16 protein-coding genes and 2 pseudogenes are annotated in these 14,723 nt (G+C 48.1%); 14 read left to right on the top strand and 4 right to left on the bottom strand.

Annotated elements, in window-relative coordinates; all coding sequences use genetic code 11:
• Positions 1-114: 114 nt before the first annotated feature.
• The 4 genes and pseudogenes from PVOR_RS17485 to PVOR_RS29270 form a co-directional block, all read right to left on the bottom strand.
• The gene (locus tag PVOR_RS17485) at positions 115-300 is read right to left on the bottom strand and encodes a hypothetical protein (protein WP_006210750.1); all 186 of its coding nucleotides are present in this window, start codon (positions 298-300) and stop codon (positions 115-117) included.
• The gene (locus tag PVOR_RS17480) at positions 297-1,460 is read right to left on the bottom strand and encodes a Ger(x)C family spore germination protein (RefSeq protein WP_442952225.1); all 1,164 of its coding nucleotides are present in this window, start codon (positions 1,458-1,460) and stop codon (positions 297-299) included. Before PVOR_RS17480 ends, PVOR_RS17485 begins: the two co-directional genes overlap by 4 nt.
• Before the next feature lie 4 nt (positions 1,461-1,464).
• The gene (locus tag PVOR_RS33055; protein ID WP_419144516.1) at positions 1,465-2,229 is read right to left on the bottom strand and encodes a GerAB/ArcD/ProY family transporter; all 765 of its coding nucleotides are present in this window, start codon (positions 2,227-2,229) and stop codon (positions 1,465-1,467) included.
• 16 nt (positions 2,230-2,245) lie between these two features.
• Positions 2,246-4,201, bottom strand: a pseudogene (locus tag PVOR_RS29270) (GerAB/ArcD/ProY family transporter); the annotation flags it as partial.
• A 511-nt stretch (positions 4,202-4,712) separates the two neighbouring features.
• Between PVOR_RS29270 and csaA the strand changes: the two are divergent.
• The 14 genes and pseudogenes from csaA to PVOR_RS17405 all read left to right on the top strand — a co-directional run bounded on the left by csaA (position 4,713) and on the right by PVOR_RS17405 (position 14,704).
• Positions 4,713-5,042: a chaperone CsaA gene (gene csaA, locus PVOR_RS17465; RefSeq protein ID WP_006210746.1), complete on the top strand. Its 330-nt coding sequence runs from the start codon at positions 4,713-4,715 to the stop codon at positions 5,040-5,042.
• 121 nt (positions 5,043-5,163) lie between these two features.
• Positions 5,164-5,556, top strand: coding sequence for a VOC family protein (locus PVOR_RS17460; protein WP_006210745.1), 393 nt, complete (start codon positions 5,164-5,166; stop codon positions 5,554-5,556).
• Between the two features lie 7 nt (positions 5,557-5,563).
• Entirely contained in the window at positions 5,564-5,836 is a 273-nt protein-coding gene (locus PVOR_RS32835; protein ID WP_006210744.1) for a GNAT family N-acetyltransferase, read from the top strand.
• Between the two features lie 241 nt (positions 5,837-6,077).
• A complete protein-coding gene (locus PVOR_RS17450) occupies positions 6,078-6,674 on the top strand; it encodes an AAA family ATPase (protein WP_006210742.1) in 597 nt (198 codons plus the stop codon).
• Between the two features lie 461 nt (positions 6,675-7,135).
• On the top strand, positions 7,136-7,297 hold the full coding sequence (locus PVOR_RS30725; RefSeq protein ID WP_160164011.1) for a hypothetical protein: 162 nt from the start codon (positions 7,136-7,138) through the stop codon (positions 7,295-7,297).
• Entirely contained in the window at positions 7,278-8,249 is a 972-nt protein-coding gene (locus tag PVOR_RS17445) for a metal ABC transporter solute-binding protein, Zn/Mn family (protein ID WP_040680720.1), read from the top strand. The genes PVOR_RS30725 and PVOR_RS17445 overlap by 20 nt, the downstream gene beginning before the upstream one ends.
• 1 nt (position 8,250) lies before the next feature.
• Positions 8,251-8,981 (top strand): annotated as a pseudogene (locus PVOR_RS17440) (metal ABC transporter ATP-binding protein).
• Between the two features lie 3 nt (positions 8,982-8,984).
• On the top strand, positions 8,985-9,923 hold the full coding sequence (locus PVOR_RS17435) for a metal ABC transporter permease (RefSeq protein WP_006210737.1): 939 nt from the start codon (positions 8,985-8,987) through the stop codon (positions 9,921-9,923).
• Positions 9,920-10,822, top strand: coding sequence for a metal ABC transporter permease (locus PVOR_RS17430; protein WP_006210736.1), 903 nt, complete (start codon positions 9,920-9,922; stop codon positions 10,820-10,822). The genes PVOR_RS17435 and PVOR_RS17430 overlap by 4 nt, the downstream gene beginning before the upstream one ends.
• 141 nt (positions 10,823-10,963) lie before the next feature.
• Positions 10,964-11,491: a GNAT family N-acetyltransferase gene (locus PVOR_RS17425; RefSeq protein ID WP_006210735.1), complete on the top strand. Its 528-nt coding sequence runs from the start codon at positions 10,964-10,966 to the stop codon at positions 11,489-11,491.
• A 33-nt stretch (positions 11,492-11,524) separates the two neighbouring features.
• Positions 11,525-12,073: an NUDIX hydrolase gene (locus tag PVOR_RS17420; protein WP_006210734.1), complete on the top strand. Its 549-nt coding sequence runs from the start codon at positions 11,525-11,527 to the stop codon at positions 12,071-12,073.
• A gap of 184 nt (positions 12,074-12,257) precedes the next feature.
• Positions 12,258-13,211, top strand: coding sequence for a glycosyltransferase family 4 protein (locus tag PVOR_RS17415; RefSeq protein WP_006210733.1), 954 nt, complete (start codon positions 12,258-12,260; stop codon positions 13,209-13,211).
• 29 nt (positions 13,212-13,240) lie between these two features.
• Positions 13,241-13,936 (top strand): galactosyltransferase-related protein, encoded by a 696-nt coding sequence (locus PVOR_RS17410; RefSeq protein WP_006210732.1) that lies wholly within the window; start codon positions 13,241-13,243, stop codon positions 13,934-13,936.
• An 18-nt stretch (positions 13,937-13,954) separates the two neighbouring features.
• Positions 13,955-14,704, top strand: coding sequence for a glycosyltransferase (locus tag PVOR_RS17405; RefSeq protein ID WP_006210731.1), 750 nt, complete (start codon positions 13,955-13,957; stop codon positions 14,702-14,704).
• The last annotated feature ends 19 nt before the right edge of the window (positions 14,705-14,723 follow it).

Below are 14,723 nucleotides of genomic sequence, written 5' to 3'. Positions count from 1 at the left end.
TAGTAATGATAACATAAACAGGAAGAATTAAGCAGCAAATGAAGCCTGACGAGGGAGGTCTCCGACTTTAAGAAGCGGAGATAAATCTCTGCTCCGCTTGATTTCAGGGATGGACTAGTATTCATTCAGCAGCGTAAACAGGACTGGCACGACCATGGTCATACCCGCAAGAACCGCAGCACCGATGGCTCCGCGGTAATTTTTTTGACGCCATAGCTGAGGGGTCAGACTTCCAACATAGAAGGCTGCCCACAAGGAAAAGATTCCGACCAAAGTAAGCTTGGCAATCTGAAGCATCATTCTGTCATCTGGTCTCCTTCAATGACGGGACCGACTTGGTCTCCGAACGTTCTCATCTTGAATTGGATATTAAGGTCGTATTTGGCCGTGTGGATGTGATCTCTCCATTTGTAGGCGTACCAATCCTGAAGAGTGGGAAAGCTGCCGCGAATCTGATTCCCGATGTGGAAGCAATCGACTTCCCATTTATACAGCATTTTATTTAGCAGTTTAGAAGCTCTTTCCTTTAATTGCTCCTCGATGGATGTTTCCAGCTTCTTCGTATTTTCCGACTGGGTATAATCAACATCGGAAACCGAACCTAACAGATCACCTTCCATCGTTATATTGAAGGTTATCTGAATATGATCATCGAAACGTTGTGCATGCATGACTTTATTGGTGAGTGTGCCCATGTTGATACTGATGTTCAGCTTCGGATCGGAAGGGTCGCGAAATTCCCATACGGTTTTCTCGAACTGGCCGCGCAGCATATTCAGTGTTTTGGTCTCCATACCGTTAAGGAATCCCCGTAATTTCTGCCCCTTGTACACTGCGGTGCCAAAAAAATCGATAGGAACTTCTCCAGCTCTTGGTAAATCTCCCGCTTTATGCTCACTAACCAGTGGCTGGCTTGTATTTGAATTGTTGGCAGATTCACCATCATGCAAGTTCTCACTGCCCTTGTCGATATCAGGCCGCACAGCCGTTAAAATGGACGTTGCGCCGTTACCCGGCTGTTCCATGTCCAATATAAAATCATGAAATCGTGCCTGCTTGGGTGTAATTGCCCCTATATTGTGAGGGTCTAATTCCAGTTCGAACCATAGATTAATGTCATTTTCCATCTTGGGTTTAATGTAATGCATATATTCCTGGGCACGACCCTTCGTTGTCAGGATGTTAACGTTCCGCCTAAACTCCGTATTCCGAACAACCTCGCCAACAACAGGAAGGATGCCTTGACGCGCAAGCTCTTCCCCTAGGACAAGGGCTTTGGAGTGGATCAAGGTTAGTCGTCTGGCGACAAAACTTTGACTTGTCAGCAGGGCAGCAGACAAATTGGCTCCTTCCTCAGAGAAGATTGTGACGACCTTATTGCTGCTCTGATCCGATCCACTTACGCTTGAAGCAGTTGCTCCGCTGCTGGCTTTCGGCATGGCGACGGCAAATGTATAGATATAGTCATTTTACGGGCCGGTGTCCACTCCAATTGCCATAATAAAGGCCATGTTCTCGTGGATCCAGCCGATCCCAGCAACCCGTCAGCATGGGAATACATATCGCAGGGATGAGAAGGCAATGAATGATCCGTCTCATAAGTTTCATGCAGTTCGTCTCCTCATTCTGTGCCTCATGATTCCGGCGAACCAGGTCAACATGGGTAGAGCTATGGAGAAGATAGATCCATAGGTACGCAAAAACCCGCCATCCCATAGACACGGCTGTCATTTCATTGTTCGGGAGCAGCGCAAATCCATAAACAAGCAGTGTAAGTGGAAAGATGAGGGTTTGGACCCTGGGTAATCGCAGAATCTGAGACATGGTGGCCGCGGTGCAATATAATCCTATGGCCAGTTTAAGGGCTGCGCTAATCAGCCAGGCAATCAGAAACAGACTCTCCAGGCGTTGAATCCACCTGCCGAATATAATCAGTCGGCTGACTTCGAACATCGGAACGTTTAATCGAATGGCGGTTGGATACGGGAATACATAAAGATAGACAATAGTGGTGCTGAATAGGGTGATGGATGAGATTGCGATGCACCACCAGACCGCACGTCCCCATTCCCGGGATTTGCGCATTCGGGGCAGCAGGAAACCAAAGACCAGCATCTCCGAGAACAGTGAGCTTTTGGCAATCCCGCTCATGATGATCCTGGATTTCCCCGTTCCCCAAAAAGGGGACAGCGCATTGGGCTCTGCGTGTGTCAGCAGACCACCAATCACCAATCAGCACACTTCCGATAATCAAACCAATGGTAAGCCAGCAGATTCGGCCCAATGACTCGATTCCGCAGTACGCTACAAAGGCGATCGGAACGATCAGAAAGATCAGAATCATATTCATCGGCGTACGCGGTAAAATATCGGAGGATAGAAGCTCCGAAAATTCACGCAGCACGAGAAAGGTTATCGCAAAGAAAAAGCAAAAGTAAGCGAGATTCAAAAAGGTCCCCACCCAGGGGCCCCATATTTCTTCCGTAGCTTCGATCAGCGTGGAGCCTTGCTTCGCATTCCGGAGAACACCGCGGATCGCCCACCACGTCAACGGACAGAAGATGGCGGCGATAATGGCTATCATCCATCCTGCCGTACCTCCTGCTTCCGCCAGTGATCTCTGAAAAGGAAGGAATATCTTGGTGATGATGAAAATGATCCCAATGGATGCGGCTTCCCTTATTCCGATATGATGCTGGTACATTAGTTTTCTCCCCCTTGCTCGGGAGCACCGTCTTGTCCATCCGGCTTTTTCTTTGATCGTTGCGGGCGCACAGAGAAGGGCCGCGCGAGCGGTTTCTGCAGGGGGCCGCGAAGCAGTGTATTTTCTATTTTTAGGGTGAGGAGTAAGGGGTGCCAGACTCGGTACGCCGAATCGGTTCACAGACATCCAGCTTGTCCAGAGAATGATGGAGAGCAAGACGATGCCGATTAATCCCATAAAAGATGCGAATGCCAAATAAACGAAACGGAGGATTCGCGTTGTGAATTGCATATTGTAATTAGGAATGGTATAGGATGCGAGCGCCGTGGCGGCTGTCACGATAACCATGATCGGACTTACAATATTGGCTTGGACGGCGGCTTGTCCCAGGATAAGAGCGCCGACAATACCGATTGTGGGACCGATGACACTCGGAATGCGGACGCCTGCTTCCCGGATCAGCTCAAACATGGATTCCAGAAGAAATGCTTCTGCCGCCACGGGAAGCGGAATCGATTCGCGTGTCCCCGCAATGGCAAGAACGAGAGTAGTCGGTATCATCTCATGATGGAAGTTAGCAATCGCCACGTAAACCGCTGGTAAATAAAGGGACATGAGAAATCCAATCGCCCGTATGATTCGCAGGAAGGAACTGTATTGCCAACGAAGATATCTGTCTTCGGCGGTTTGCAGGAACAGCGGGAATTGTGTCGGTACGATGAGAGCGAAGGGCGAGTTGTTAACCAGAATTGCAACATAGCCATCCGCAATTTGAGCTGCCGTATGATCCGGACGCTCTGTACTAAGCATCCCCGGGTATATGGAATAGGGCTTATCCTCAATCAATTGTTCTAGCATTCCGCTATCCCCGATGTAGTCGATCCGAACTGCGGCTATACGCCGGCGAACTTCGTTGACCAGTTCGGCATTCGTGATAGATTTCAGATACACAATAGAAACGGCTGTTTGGGAGACCGTGCCTACAACACCGGATTCAACGATCAGATCGGAAGTGCTAAGACGTCCTCTGAGCAAAGACAAATTGGTTTGCATATCTTCAGTGAAGCCTACCTGTGGGCCGCGCACTACATTTTCCGTTTTTGGACTTTCAAGACCTCTTTTCTCACCGCCTTTGACATCAGCCAGAATCGCAGTATCTAATCCATCGATGAGAATAGCGGCGGAACTGTTCAGAATCTCATGGACGATTTCTCCGAAATAAGAGGTTGATGTTAAATGACAGTCTGTGACAATATGAGTTTTCAAAGTATCCACGCTTAAAGGCTGATCCTCCGTCAGCTTGGCATTGATCAAGGGATGAATGACGAATTGGTTGAGATGCTGCGAATCCACCTGACTCTCCAAGTGGACAATCATGCCCTGAACCACCGCCCCTGTTTGTTCGATGACAAAAGGACGAAAGACCAATCCGCTGTTCTGAGGATATGAGAAATGCCCCTTCAGCCAATTGATATTCTGCTCTAATGTCGACGTCATCGCGAGGGGACCATTATCCCCAAGCAAAGGCTTGATTTGTGGCATGCTGGCAGGTTCTTGTCCATTCAACAATCCGGCATCTTCATCATTTTTTAAAGGTCTCAATGCGAATGGAGCATTTGGATTTTGGGTCTGAGACAGGTCAGCTACGAGGTATTTTTTAATTTTATGCCAACCCTGCATTATTCCATCTCCTGTGAGGTGAGTCAGGGACTCACGTTTATTTGTTCCTAGGTTTTGTACATACAGGTAAAATTATGCGGATATGATTGCGATGACTATGCTCTTCGCGGATGGTTTTAAGGTATAATTTAGTAAGAATTCCAGCATGAAGTCATAAATTATAATGAGCGCCTGAGGTGGTCTCTTGTTTGATTTATCAGGGACAAAACCTATTTAACGGATCTCTCCCTTGAAGTGCCACGTACCCCAATGATAAGATGTTTCATAAAAAATTTCGTGTTGTGGAGTGTACATTACATGCTTCATTACTCACTAAGGAGATATCGTTATGGCAACTATTGAGGATTTCACCCAATTGGACATTCGAGTCGGGACGGTTATAGAGGCAGAACCCTTCCCTAAAGCCCGTGTTCCGGCTATTAAGATGAAGATCGATTTCGGGCCGCTTGGGATTAAACGAACCAGTGCGCAGATTACGAAGCGGTATGATGAGAATTCGATCGTCGGACAACAAGTGGTAGCAATCGTGAATTTCCCACCTAGGCGGATCGCGGGCTATGATTCTGAGGTTCTCGTCATCGGCGGAGTTCCGGAGCAGGGGGATGTTGTGCTCCTGAAGCCGGATTTCGACCTCCCCAACGGAACTCCGATTGCATAAGTTCCATTCATCTGCCGGTCTGGATAGGTTGAAGGGCGGGACGCTCCCACTTACGGAAAGTTCTTGTTAAGCGAACTGGACGGTTGTATTATGGAAGAAAAATATAGCTGGAGATGATCTAATGAGCAAAATTCAATTCTCGGTTCAAGTTCGTTTAGTATCAGACCTTACCCGTTCCAAGTTATTTTACGAAGAGGTGCTTGGATGTGACGTGAACGACGTCTGGGCTGTGCGGGATGATTTTGCGCTCGGCTTCAAATTGCTTCAGGCGAATTCTGCTACAGACGTAACGCCAAACCAAGCAGGCAAGGATCAACAGACGCCATGGGATACATATGCATATGTGGATACACATCATGAACTTGATGAATTGTATGAAGAGTTGACCTCCAAAGGGGCAGAAGTGGTACAGGAGCCGGTATTAATGGAGGCGGATTGGGGCGTATGGAAGGATTTTGCGATTAAAGATCCGGACAACTATGTTATCGCTTTTGGCTCGGGGAAAAAGAGTTAACGGATCGATGAAGAACATCGACATAAAACAGGTCTTGATTAGCAGTGACCCCGCACTGTTGGATGTTGAGGCAATTGTGCACTTTCTGCGCCAGAGCTACTGGGCTAAGGAACGGTCAGAGGAGAAAATCCAGAAGTCGCTTGAGGGTTCTACATGCTTTGGGGCTTATTATAACGATCATCAGATCGGCTTTGCCCGAGTCGTTACCGATGGTGCCACGGTATATTGGTTATGTGATGTGTTTGTGGATACTGCCTGCCGCGGACTGGGTAGTGGGTAAGAAATTAATCGAAACGATTACCACCCATGAAACTTACCGCAATTTATTTGGAATCTTGTCAACACAAGATGCCCATGGTCTCTATGAGCAATATGGTTTTGTCCGTGACCACGGGAAGACGTTGAGCCGAAGACCGGATTTTCTTAAAAAAGAGTAATTGCCTCCTTAAAGATGCTGATTCCGGTAGTAAGGGATGTCAGAATCCTTGCGCATAACCCTGCTTAGAAGGGAGGATTCACCGATGATTATATGGGTTAACGGAGCATTTGGTTCCGGTAAGACCCAGGCAGCGTACGAGCTTCACCGAAGAATTCCGAATTCGTATGTGTATGATCCTGAGAATGCCGGTTATTTCATTCGGGACAATCTACCAGCCGATGTCAAACGTGGTGATTTCCAGCACTATCCCATGTGGAGGGAATTCAACTACTCCATGTTTAAGTATCTGGATCAGGAATCCAATCAATTAATCATTGCACCGATGACGATAACAAATGCTGATTATTTCAATGAAATTGTCGGTCATTTAAGACGTGATGGGGTTGCAGTGCAGCACTTTACACTGTGCGCATCCAAGGAAATACTCCTCCGACGTTTGCGAAGCAGAGGGGAAGGTCCAAACTCATGGGCTGCTCAGCAAATCGATCGCTGCATCGACGGTTTCTCAAGTGAAGTGTTCCGCCATCATATTGATACCGACCATTTAACGATTGATGCAGTGGTGGAGACAATTGGCGCTTTGGCGCGTGTGGATCTTTTACCCGATCATCGAAGCCCTGCTAAGAAAACAATCGACCGAATAAGAACCAAACTCGCACATATCCGTTTTTTTGGATAGTCTGTGGCTAAACAAGGAGAAGGATTGAATGGGAATGGAAACACCAATGGAGAAAAATCCGATCTTGTTGTCTTTTCCAGACATGATTGAAGTGTCAGAGTCGCGTGAGAACTGCGGTTTCATATTGGAAAGGTGTATTGCGTAATGTGAAACCTAATGATTCTGGCGGATTTTCTCACTTGAAGATCTATTCTAAAGTGCGCGGTGTGGAATATTAAGCTAGATCTGAATCAGGATTATCAAAAAGACGATTTCTCTTCATGAGAAGTCGTCTTTTTGCGGTCGCGGAGCTGATTTCATTTCAATCATATTAAAATATTTATATAGAGCTAAATATTTTGCGCATATGAAAAAACAAGCTGTAAATCATCGATTAAACTAATGAAAACAAGCTTTTCCTAAAAGAAGAGGAAGGGTGAGAACCAAAAAAGTATAAAATTTGCATTGACAAAAGCCTATAGATGGATTATTTTTTGTACATGGGAATTAAAGTTGCACAAGAGCAAAATAATTGGCAAATGGCAGGACGAGTTTTAGGGGATTATACATTTTATCTGAATGAATTGAGCGAACTCATCATTTATTGGAGTGGAGGAGAAGAAGATGAAGAACAAGGGGACTAGAAGAACCAGGATATTGATAGGGGCTGCCATACTGAGTTTGCTGCTGGTATTATCTGCATGCGCAACGGGGGAAGTTGATCAGGAGGGTGCGGCAGGCGAGCAGCCCGATAAGAAAATTCGTGTAGTCACGACCATTGGACAGATTGCGGAACCGATCTCCGTTATCGGGGGAGACCGCGTGGAGGTACTCAGCTTGATGGGACCAGGCGTTGATCCGCATTTATATAACGCAACTCAAGGTGATATCAAGAAACTGGACAGCGGGGATGTCATATTCTACAGCGGGCTGCATCTGGAAGGAAATATGACGGAAATTTTCGAGCAGATCGGCAAGAATAAACCTGTACTGGCCATTGCTGACGCCATTCCGAAGGATCAGCTGCTGCAGGATGATACACAGGCTACAGACCCCCATGTGTGGTTTGATATCGATTTGTGGAAAACCTCCCTGGATTCTGCCGTAGAGAAGCTGAAGTCTCTGTCACCGGATGATGCGGCGTATTTTGAAGAGAACAAGCAGAAGTATTTTGCGCAATTAGACGAATTACAAGCAGAAGCCAAGGATAAATTGAGTCAGGTTCCTGAAGAGCAGCGGATCATGGTTACCGCGCATGATGCCTTTGGATACTTCGGCCGCATGTATGGGCTGGAGGTGGTGGGCCTGCAGGGTCTTAGTACGGAGGATGAAATCGGCCTATCGGATATCAATGGAACGATAGATATTTTGCTTCAGCACAAAGTCCCTGCCGTATTCGTTGAGAGCAGTGTCAATCCTGCTTCCATCAATGCCGTCATCGAAGGTGCCGCCAAGAATGGCCTTAATCTAAAGCTTGGTGGCGAGTTGTTCTCCGATGCAATGGGTGAAGCAGGAACAACGGAAGGAACTTATATCGGAATGTACCGCCATAACGTCGAAACGATTTACCATGCACTAACAGGAAGTGGTGAATAAAATGTCTGTACTCCAAGTTCAAGGCCTCAATGCATCCTACAGAAAAAATAAAGTGCTTCACGATGTGTCCTTTGAAGTGGAGCAAGGTTCTCTAACCAGTATCGTCGGACCGAATTGGTGCCGGTAAATCGACACTGTTAAAGGTCATGCTGGAGCTTCACCCGAAGTCTATCTGGCGATGTTTCCTTCTTCGGTTCGAGCTTAAGCAAGACCAAAACCCGCGTTGGCTACGTGCCGCAGCGCGGGTCCGTGGATTGGGATTTTCCAACAGACGCACTGGATGTTGTCATGATGGGTTTATACGGCCGCGTGGGATGGCTGAAACGTCCCAACAAGAGCCATAAAGAGAAAGCAATGGCGTCCCTTGAGCAGATGGGCATGGCCGATTTTGCCGGCCGACAGATCAGCCAGCTCTCCGGTGGACAGCAGCAGCGGGTGTTTCTCGCCCGGGCGCTTGTACAGGATGCCGATCTATACTTCATGGATGAGCCGCTTGCAGGTGTTGATGCAGCAACCGAGAGAGCCATCATGACCACGCTGAAGGATCTCAAAACGGCAGGTAAAACTGTTATGGTTGTCCATCACGATCTGCAAACGGTTGAGGATTATTTTGACCATGTTCTGCTCCTGAACCGTACGGTCATCGCGCACGGCAAGACGGAAGAAGCATTCACGAAGGAGCATGTATACCGCGCATATGGCGGTACGCTTCGCTGGATGAAGGAGGCGTAACCTGTGCTGAACTCACTACTATCACCGAACACGCAATGGGTGCTGTTAAGCACATTGATATTAGGCATGGCAGCAGGTATGATCGGCTGTCTGGCTTATTGGAAGCGTCAAAGTCTCATGAGTGATGCGTTGTCGCATGCGGCTCTGCCTGGTGTCGTGATCGCTTTTGCATTGACGGGGAGCAAGAACCTGCTGGTCATGATTCTCGGAGCAGCCGTGAGCGCATTGATCGGGGCATGGATGATCCAGTGGATTCGTTCCTCCAGCCGCATTAAGGAAGATACGGCAATGGGCATGATTTTATCCGTATTTTTCGGTTTAGGCATTATGCTGCTCACGATTGTTAACCGTACGGCTGGCGGGAATCAAAGTGGCCTTGATAACTTTATTTTTGGTCAGGCAGCGTCCATGGTGCGCAAGGATGTCTTTACGATGCTAATTCTGGCTGTATTGGTTATCCTGGTTGTGTCGATCGGTTTTAAGGAATGGAAACTGTTCCTGTTCGATCCCGATTTTGCCCGTGGTTTGGGGCTGAACAGCCGACTGATGAACAGTCTTTACATGGGGGTGCTGGTTCTCGTGATTGTCATCGGCATCCAGGCCGTTGGCGTCATTCTCATGGCAGCGATGCTGATCATCCCTGCAGTCAGTGCAAGATACTGGACACAATCGTTTAGAACGATGGTCATCCTGTCTGCTGTATTTGGCGGCGGCTCCGGATTTATCGGCACGTTGATCAGCACACTCGGAAAAGGATGGCCAACAGGGCCATTCATCGTAGTCGCTTCCTCTGTGTTATTTACCATTTCACTCGTATTTGGTGCAGAGAAGGGACTCCTTATCCAGGCGATGCAGCTGCGCTCCCAGAAAAAGGAGCATATCGAATCCAGCAATCAAGCCGTTATAAAACCACAGCTGTCGGAGAGGGGGAGCCATCAATGACGTATACAGGATGGATATTATTGACCGCCTCACTTGTCGGTTTGTCTTGCGGGATCGTTGGGGTGTTCCTCATTCTGCGCAGAATGGCGATGATGGCAGATGCGATCAGCCATACGGTGCTGCTTGGAATCGTAACAGCTTTCCTCATCACAAGGGAACTAAGTGGTCCTCATATGTTAATCGGTGCTATTGTGGCGGGATTGCTTACCGCAGTGCTCGTTCAATGGTTTAATTCCCGGGGCGTCCAGCAGGATGCATCTATCGGTGTTGTATTTACTACCCTGTTTGCGATTGGTGTGATTCTGATTGCAACCCAAGTAGGCAATGCCCATCTGGATACCAAGCATGCCCTCATGGGGGAAATTACATTTGTGCCATGGGATTTGATGCATGTTCCGTTGTTAGGTGAGGTCCCGAAAGCAACCTTTATGCTGGGTGCCGTATTACTTGTCGTTGTTATTGTGATTTTGACGTTCTACAAGGAATGGAAAATCACATCCTTTGACCCGGCTCTGGCTGCCAGCATCGGAATTCCCGTGGTGTTGATGCATTATGTATTCATGTCGCTGGTATCGATCACAACCGTTGCCGCGTTTGATGCCGTGGGGGCAATCATGGTGGTGGCCATGCTGATAACACCTGCAGCGGCTGCTTATCTGTGGACGGATAAACTCTCGATTATGCTGGTGTTAAGCGGAGCGTTCGGCGTGATCTCCGCATTCACGGGTTACTATATCGCGGTATGGCTGGACACCTCGATCTCAGGATCGATGGCTTTTGCAACAGGAATCGTATTTCTCATCAGCTTCCTGTTCTCTCCAAAACATGGCGTGCTTTCCCGTTATCTTCATAAATTCAATACGCACGGCAGCCAGGAGAAACTGGATGGTACATCCTGACATTACGTGTTGCAAGAAGCTTGGGCGAATAGCATGCCCAGGCTTCTTTTTTTATAACGTAACCTTCAAAGCCATGTGGTATAATTAGTAAAATTTCTGTAGCGGCATGAAATGATAGCCGTTTTCAAGGAGTGCGTCCATATGCAGATGGAGTCGAAAAGACTAATGATCCGGGATTTTCAGGAAGAGGATTGGGCAAGCATCCACGCATATGCTTCAGATCCGTTGGTGACTGAATACACGATGTGGGGACCGAACACGGAAGAGGATACATCGAATTATTTGAAAGAGATTTTTCAGATGATGAAGCAGAACCCCAGGGACAGCTATGAGTTAGCGATCGTACTGAAGGAAAACGGCCGATTAATCGGCGGTGTGGGTCTTCATCGTTCCAAGACGAATGCGGAGCTTGGATACTGCTTGAATTCTCATTACTGGCGTCAGGGATATGCTACGGAAGCTGCAAGAGCCATGTCTGAGTTCGGCTTCAAAGAGCTGGGCGTGAACCGGATATTCGCTACGTGCCGGCCCGGCAATGTCGGGTCAGCAGGTGTGATGTGCAGCATTGGAATGAAGCAGGAAGGGCATCTGCGGCAGCACTTATGGTTTAAAGGCGGATACCACGATTCTTATCTGTTTTCCCTCCTGAAAGAAGAATTCGAAGCTTGAAATACATAGGGTTGAAAAGGGGATTCTACCGTCATGGGAAAAACGGAATTGTTGATTCGTCATCATGGGATATCGATTTACGAAGAAGCGTCAGGTAAAATCTATTATACCAAGGAACATCATCAATCCGTTGTTGTTCTGGCTAAGCAAGGTGAGGAGTTTTTGCTGATCCGCCAATATCGCGCTGCCGTGGATGAAGATGTTATTCAGCTCCCTGGAGGTGGCGTTGATGAAGGGGAGGATCTGGAATCTGCAGCCCGTCGGGAGCTGCTGGAGGAAACAGGCTGCACTTGCGGCAAGCTTGTTTATCTGGGCTGGCTGTACCCGGCATCCTGGAGATGCAATGAGATTGCGCATGTCTATTATACGGATGACGGAATCAGACAAGCTGAACAACAGCTCGAAGGATATGAGAACATTGACGTGGTCCGGCTGAGCGTGCAGGAATGCTTGCGGCGGATTCAGGCGAACGAGCTTCAGGATTCCGAGCTGGTCTATGCAGTGCTGCAGAGCTTGCTTAAGGGATTTATTCAACTAAGCGTTAACGAAGTGAACAGGCATATCGTGGATCAAAGTGTCTAGTCGATAGTTGATCCAGCTTGATCATCATTTCATCTAAAGAGCCGTTACCATGCAGAATATCATCTGCAAGGGGCGGCTTTTTTTCATGCAAATATGGACCAATTCATCATTTATGTCCAAGGAGCAAACTTGGAGGCTCGAAGACGAATATAATCTATTATGAGCAAAAAGGAGTGTGCGATTCATGGGAAGGCATCTGCTGATCTATGATGTGGACTGGTGGATATTAGGGAAACATGCAAAGGTCATACAGCGTCATCATCCTGATCTATACCTGATGTCCATTCAGGATCTGGATCGGTATTTGGAGCAGCACAGCAGCGAAGAGCTTAATCAGGCTTATGACCGAACATGTGCGATGTGTCTGGGCATCGCTGCCTATTGTATATTCAAGCATATTCGTATTGATGCCTCTGCCGCAGTCTCCTATTATTACTTCAGTCAGAATTACGAGACATATCGCGAATGGACGAATAATGAGCTCATCCCCGATCCGGAATTCCTCAGGTTAGTCATACCCCGAGTTGGAGTCATAGGCGCGATGAATGAGCGGCTGAGCCGCGCTTTGCAAGTGACTGCTCCGCAGGCAGACGTGCAGTATATCGGGCATTTTGTGGATCACCGATTATTTCGACCGTTAGATACGCCCCGCGAGGGCCGTGCTCACTTGGTGGTTGGCTGGGCCGGGGATCCTGCCAAACGTTCCAAAAATTATAATACATTATATAAACACATCCGAGAGCACTTCCGGAATGATGAACGGATCAGGTTCGTGGAAACAGCCGGAGCGTATGCATATGAAGAGATGCCGAGATTCTATCAACAGCTGGATCTGCTGCTGATCACAGCAGCCAATGAGGGGAGCGGAGCACCCGCGCTGGAGGCCTATGCATGTGGAGTGCCTGTTCTAGGCACTCATGTGGGCAACATAAAGGCCGCGGCTCATCCGGATGCGTATGGGTTGATACTGGATAGCGACAACCCGGAAGATTTTATTGCTTCGATCCATCAGTGGATCGGACAGAAGCACGAGCTGGCTGGTATGGGGCAGAAGTGCAGACGTCACATTGAATCATTTTGGACCATGGATCAAGTGATCCCGCTCTGGTTATCCGTATTATTCAATTTAAAGAAATAGGAAGCGCCTAGGAGTAAGGAGGGAAGGATGTGTTTGACCGCGTATCGGTACTGATTCCGTATCAATCGGATGGTAACGGACCCAGAGATTGTGCATTGGAATGGGTGTTAGGCTACTATGCGAAGTCCATGCCGGAAATCGAGTTATGCATAGGCGAAATATCCGGGACCGAGGAGCCCTTCAGCAGATCCAAAGCCATCAATCGAGCCTACACTCAGGCTACCAAAGAAATTATTGTCATTGCAGACAGTGATATCGCTTATGACCCGTATCTATTGAAGGAATCCATCGCGCTCGTGAACAGCAGACAGTGGGTAATCCCCTTCAGCCGAATTCTGCGTTTATCCGAGGATATTACCGGGCTTGTGCTGCAGCAAGCAAGCGAATGGCCCTTGTCTATAAAGATTGACATGCCAGCAGAACAGGCATCTTCTTTTGTAGGAGGGTTTAATGTGCTTGGCCGCGAGGCATATGAAACGGTAAGAGGTTATGATGAACGGTTTATCGGCTGGGGCGGGGAGGATGAAGCATTTGCGTACGCGCTGGATACGCTGATTGGCCAACATGTTCGACTGGACGGAGAAATGGTTCACTTGTGGCACCCATTCGTTGGGCCTTCCGGGAATCCCAACTACGATTCAAATTACGCGTTATACCAGCGGTATCAAAAGGCACGCGGCCACATGTCCGCCATGCTGAACTTGATTCACGAACAAACTTGTTAATAAGGAGGTACCCTAGCGATGAGACTGTCAGTCATTGTTCCGGTATTAAATGAAATCACTTTTATCCCCTTATATATAGAAAGTGTAAGCCGATACGCCGATGAGATCATCATCGCCGATGGTGGCAGTACGGACGGAACGTTAGAACAAATAGACAGTCTGCAGAATCGGTATCCGATCCGGTTGCTGCATGTTCAACAAAAGGGCTTGCCCTATACCGAGGATTGGAACGAGTCCGTGGTCCGCAATGTTCTGATTGAACAGGCTCAGGGAGACTGGATCATGAATCTGGACATCGACGAGCTCATGGATGACCGTTTTGTCGAGGTTTTGCCAGAGCTCATGAATCGTACAGATGTGGACGTCTATCAGTTTCCCTTCGTCAACTTCTGGGGAGATCCTTGGACGATTCGGGTCAACAGTCCCGGGGATGAACGCTGGTCCAACGACATCACCAGAATGTGGCGGGCTCATCAGGGCATACGTTATCGCGACGAGAAGCATCATTGTACGCTGGAAGCTGCGGAAGGGCGGAGTATATGGAGCATTCCCCGCAGGCGCTGTGATGTGAACGTGTATCACTATCACTATGCACTGGGCAACAAAATCAAATTTAATGACAATCGAAGAGGCGACGTAAATGTGCAGCTGAATGACGGACAGCCGGATTGGAATTACAGACCCGAGGAATATGAAATCGTCACCAAGCCTTATCAAGGCCAGCATCCGGAAGTGATCATCAACCATTTGAGTCGGCAGGGGATTTGAGGATCTGAACAGCGTGTTT

The organism is Paenibacillus vortex V453, assembly GCF_000193415.1.
GTDB classification, from domain to species: domain Bacteria; phylum Bacillota; class Bacilli; order Paenibacillales; family Paenibacillaceae; genus Paenibacillus_AQ; species Paenibacillus_AQ glucanolyticus.
This window is presented reverse-complemented; position numbering and strand designations above follow the sequence as displayed.

Bases quoted from the DNA above. Each gene is read 5' to 3' on its own strand.
- PVOR_RS17485 (WP_006210750.1), bottom strand. From the start codon at position 300: ATGATGCTTCAGATTGCCAAGCTTACTTTGGTCGGAATCTTTTCCTTG.
- csaA (WP_006210746.1), top strand. From the start codon at position 4,713: ATGGCAACTATTGAGGATTTCACCCAATTGGACATTCGAGTCGGGACG.
- PVOR_RS17460 (WP_006210745.1), top strand. From the start codon at position 5,164: ATGAGCAAAATTCAATTCTCGGTTCAAGTTCGTTTAGTATCAGACCTT.
- PVOR_RS32835 (WP_006210744.1), top strand. From the start codon at position 5,564: ATGAAGAACATCGACATAAAACAGGTCTTGATTAGCAGTGACCCCGCA.
- PVOR_RS17450 (WP_006210742.1), top strand. From the start codon at position 6,078: ATGATTATATGGGTTAACGGAGCATTTGGTTCCGGTAAGACCCAGGCA.
- PVOR_RS30725 (WP_160164011.1), top strand. From the start codon at position 7,136: ATGGATTATTTTTTGTACATGGGAATTAAAGTTGCACAAGAGCAAAAT.
- PVOR_RS17445 (WP_040680720.1), top strand. From the start codon at position 7,278: ATGAAGAACAAGGGGACTAGAAGAACCAGGATATTGATAGGGGCTGCC.
- PVOR_RS17430 (WP_006210736.1), top strand. From the start codon at position 9,920: ATGACGTATACAGGATGGATATTATTGACCGCCTCACTTGTCGGTTTG.
- PVOR_RS17425 (WP_006210735.1), top strand. From the start codon at position 10,964: ATGCAGATGGAGTCGAAAAGACTAATGATCCGGGATTTTCAGGAAGAG.
- PVOR_RS17420 (WP_006210734.1), top strand. From the start codon at position 11,525: ATGGGAAAAACGGAATTGTTGATTCGTCATCATGGGATATCGATTTAC.
- PVOR_RS17415 (WP_006210733.1), top strand. From the start codon at position 12,258: ATGGGAAGGCATCTGCTGATCTATGATGTGGACTGGTGGATATTAGGG.
- PVOR_RS17405 (WP_006210731.1), top strand. From the start codon at position 13,955: ATGAGACTGTCAGTCATTGTTCCGGTATTAAATGAAATCACTTTTATC.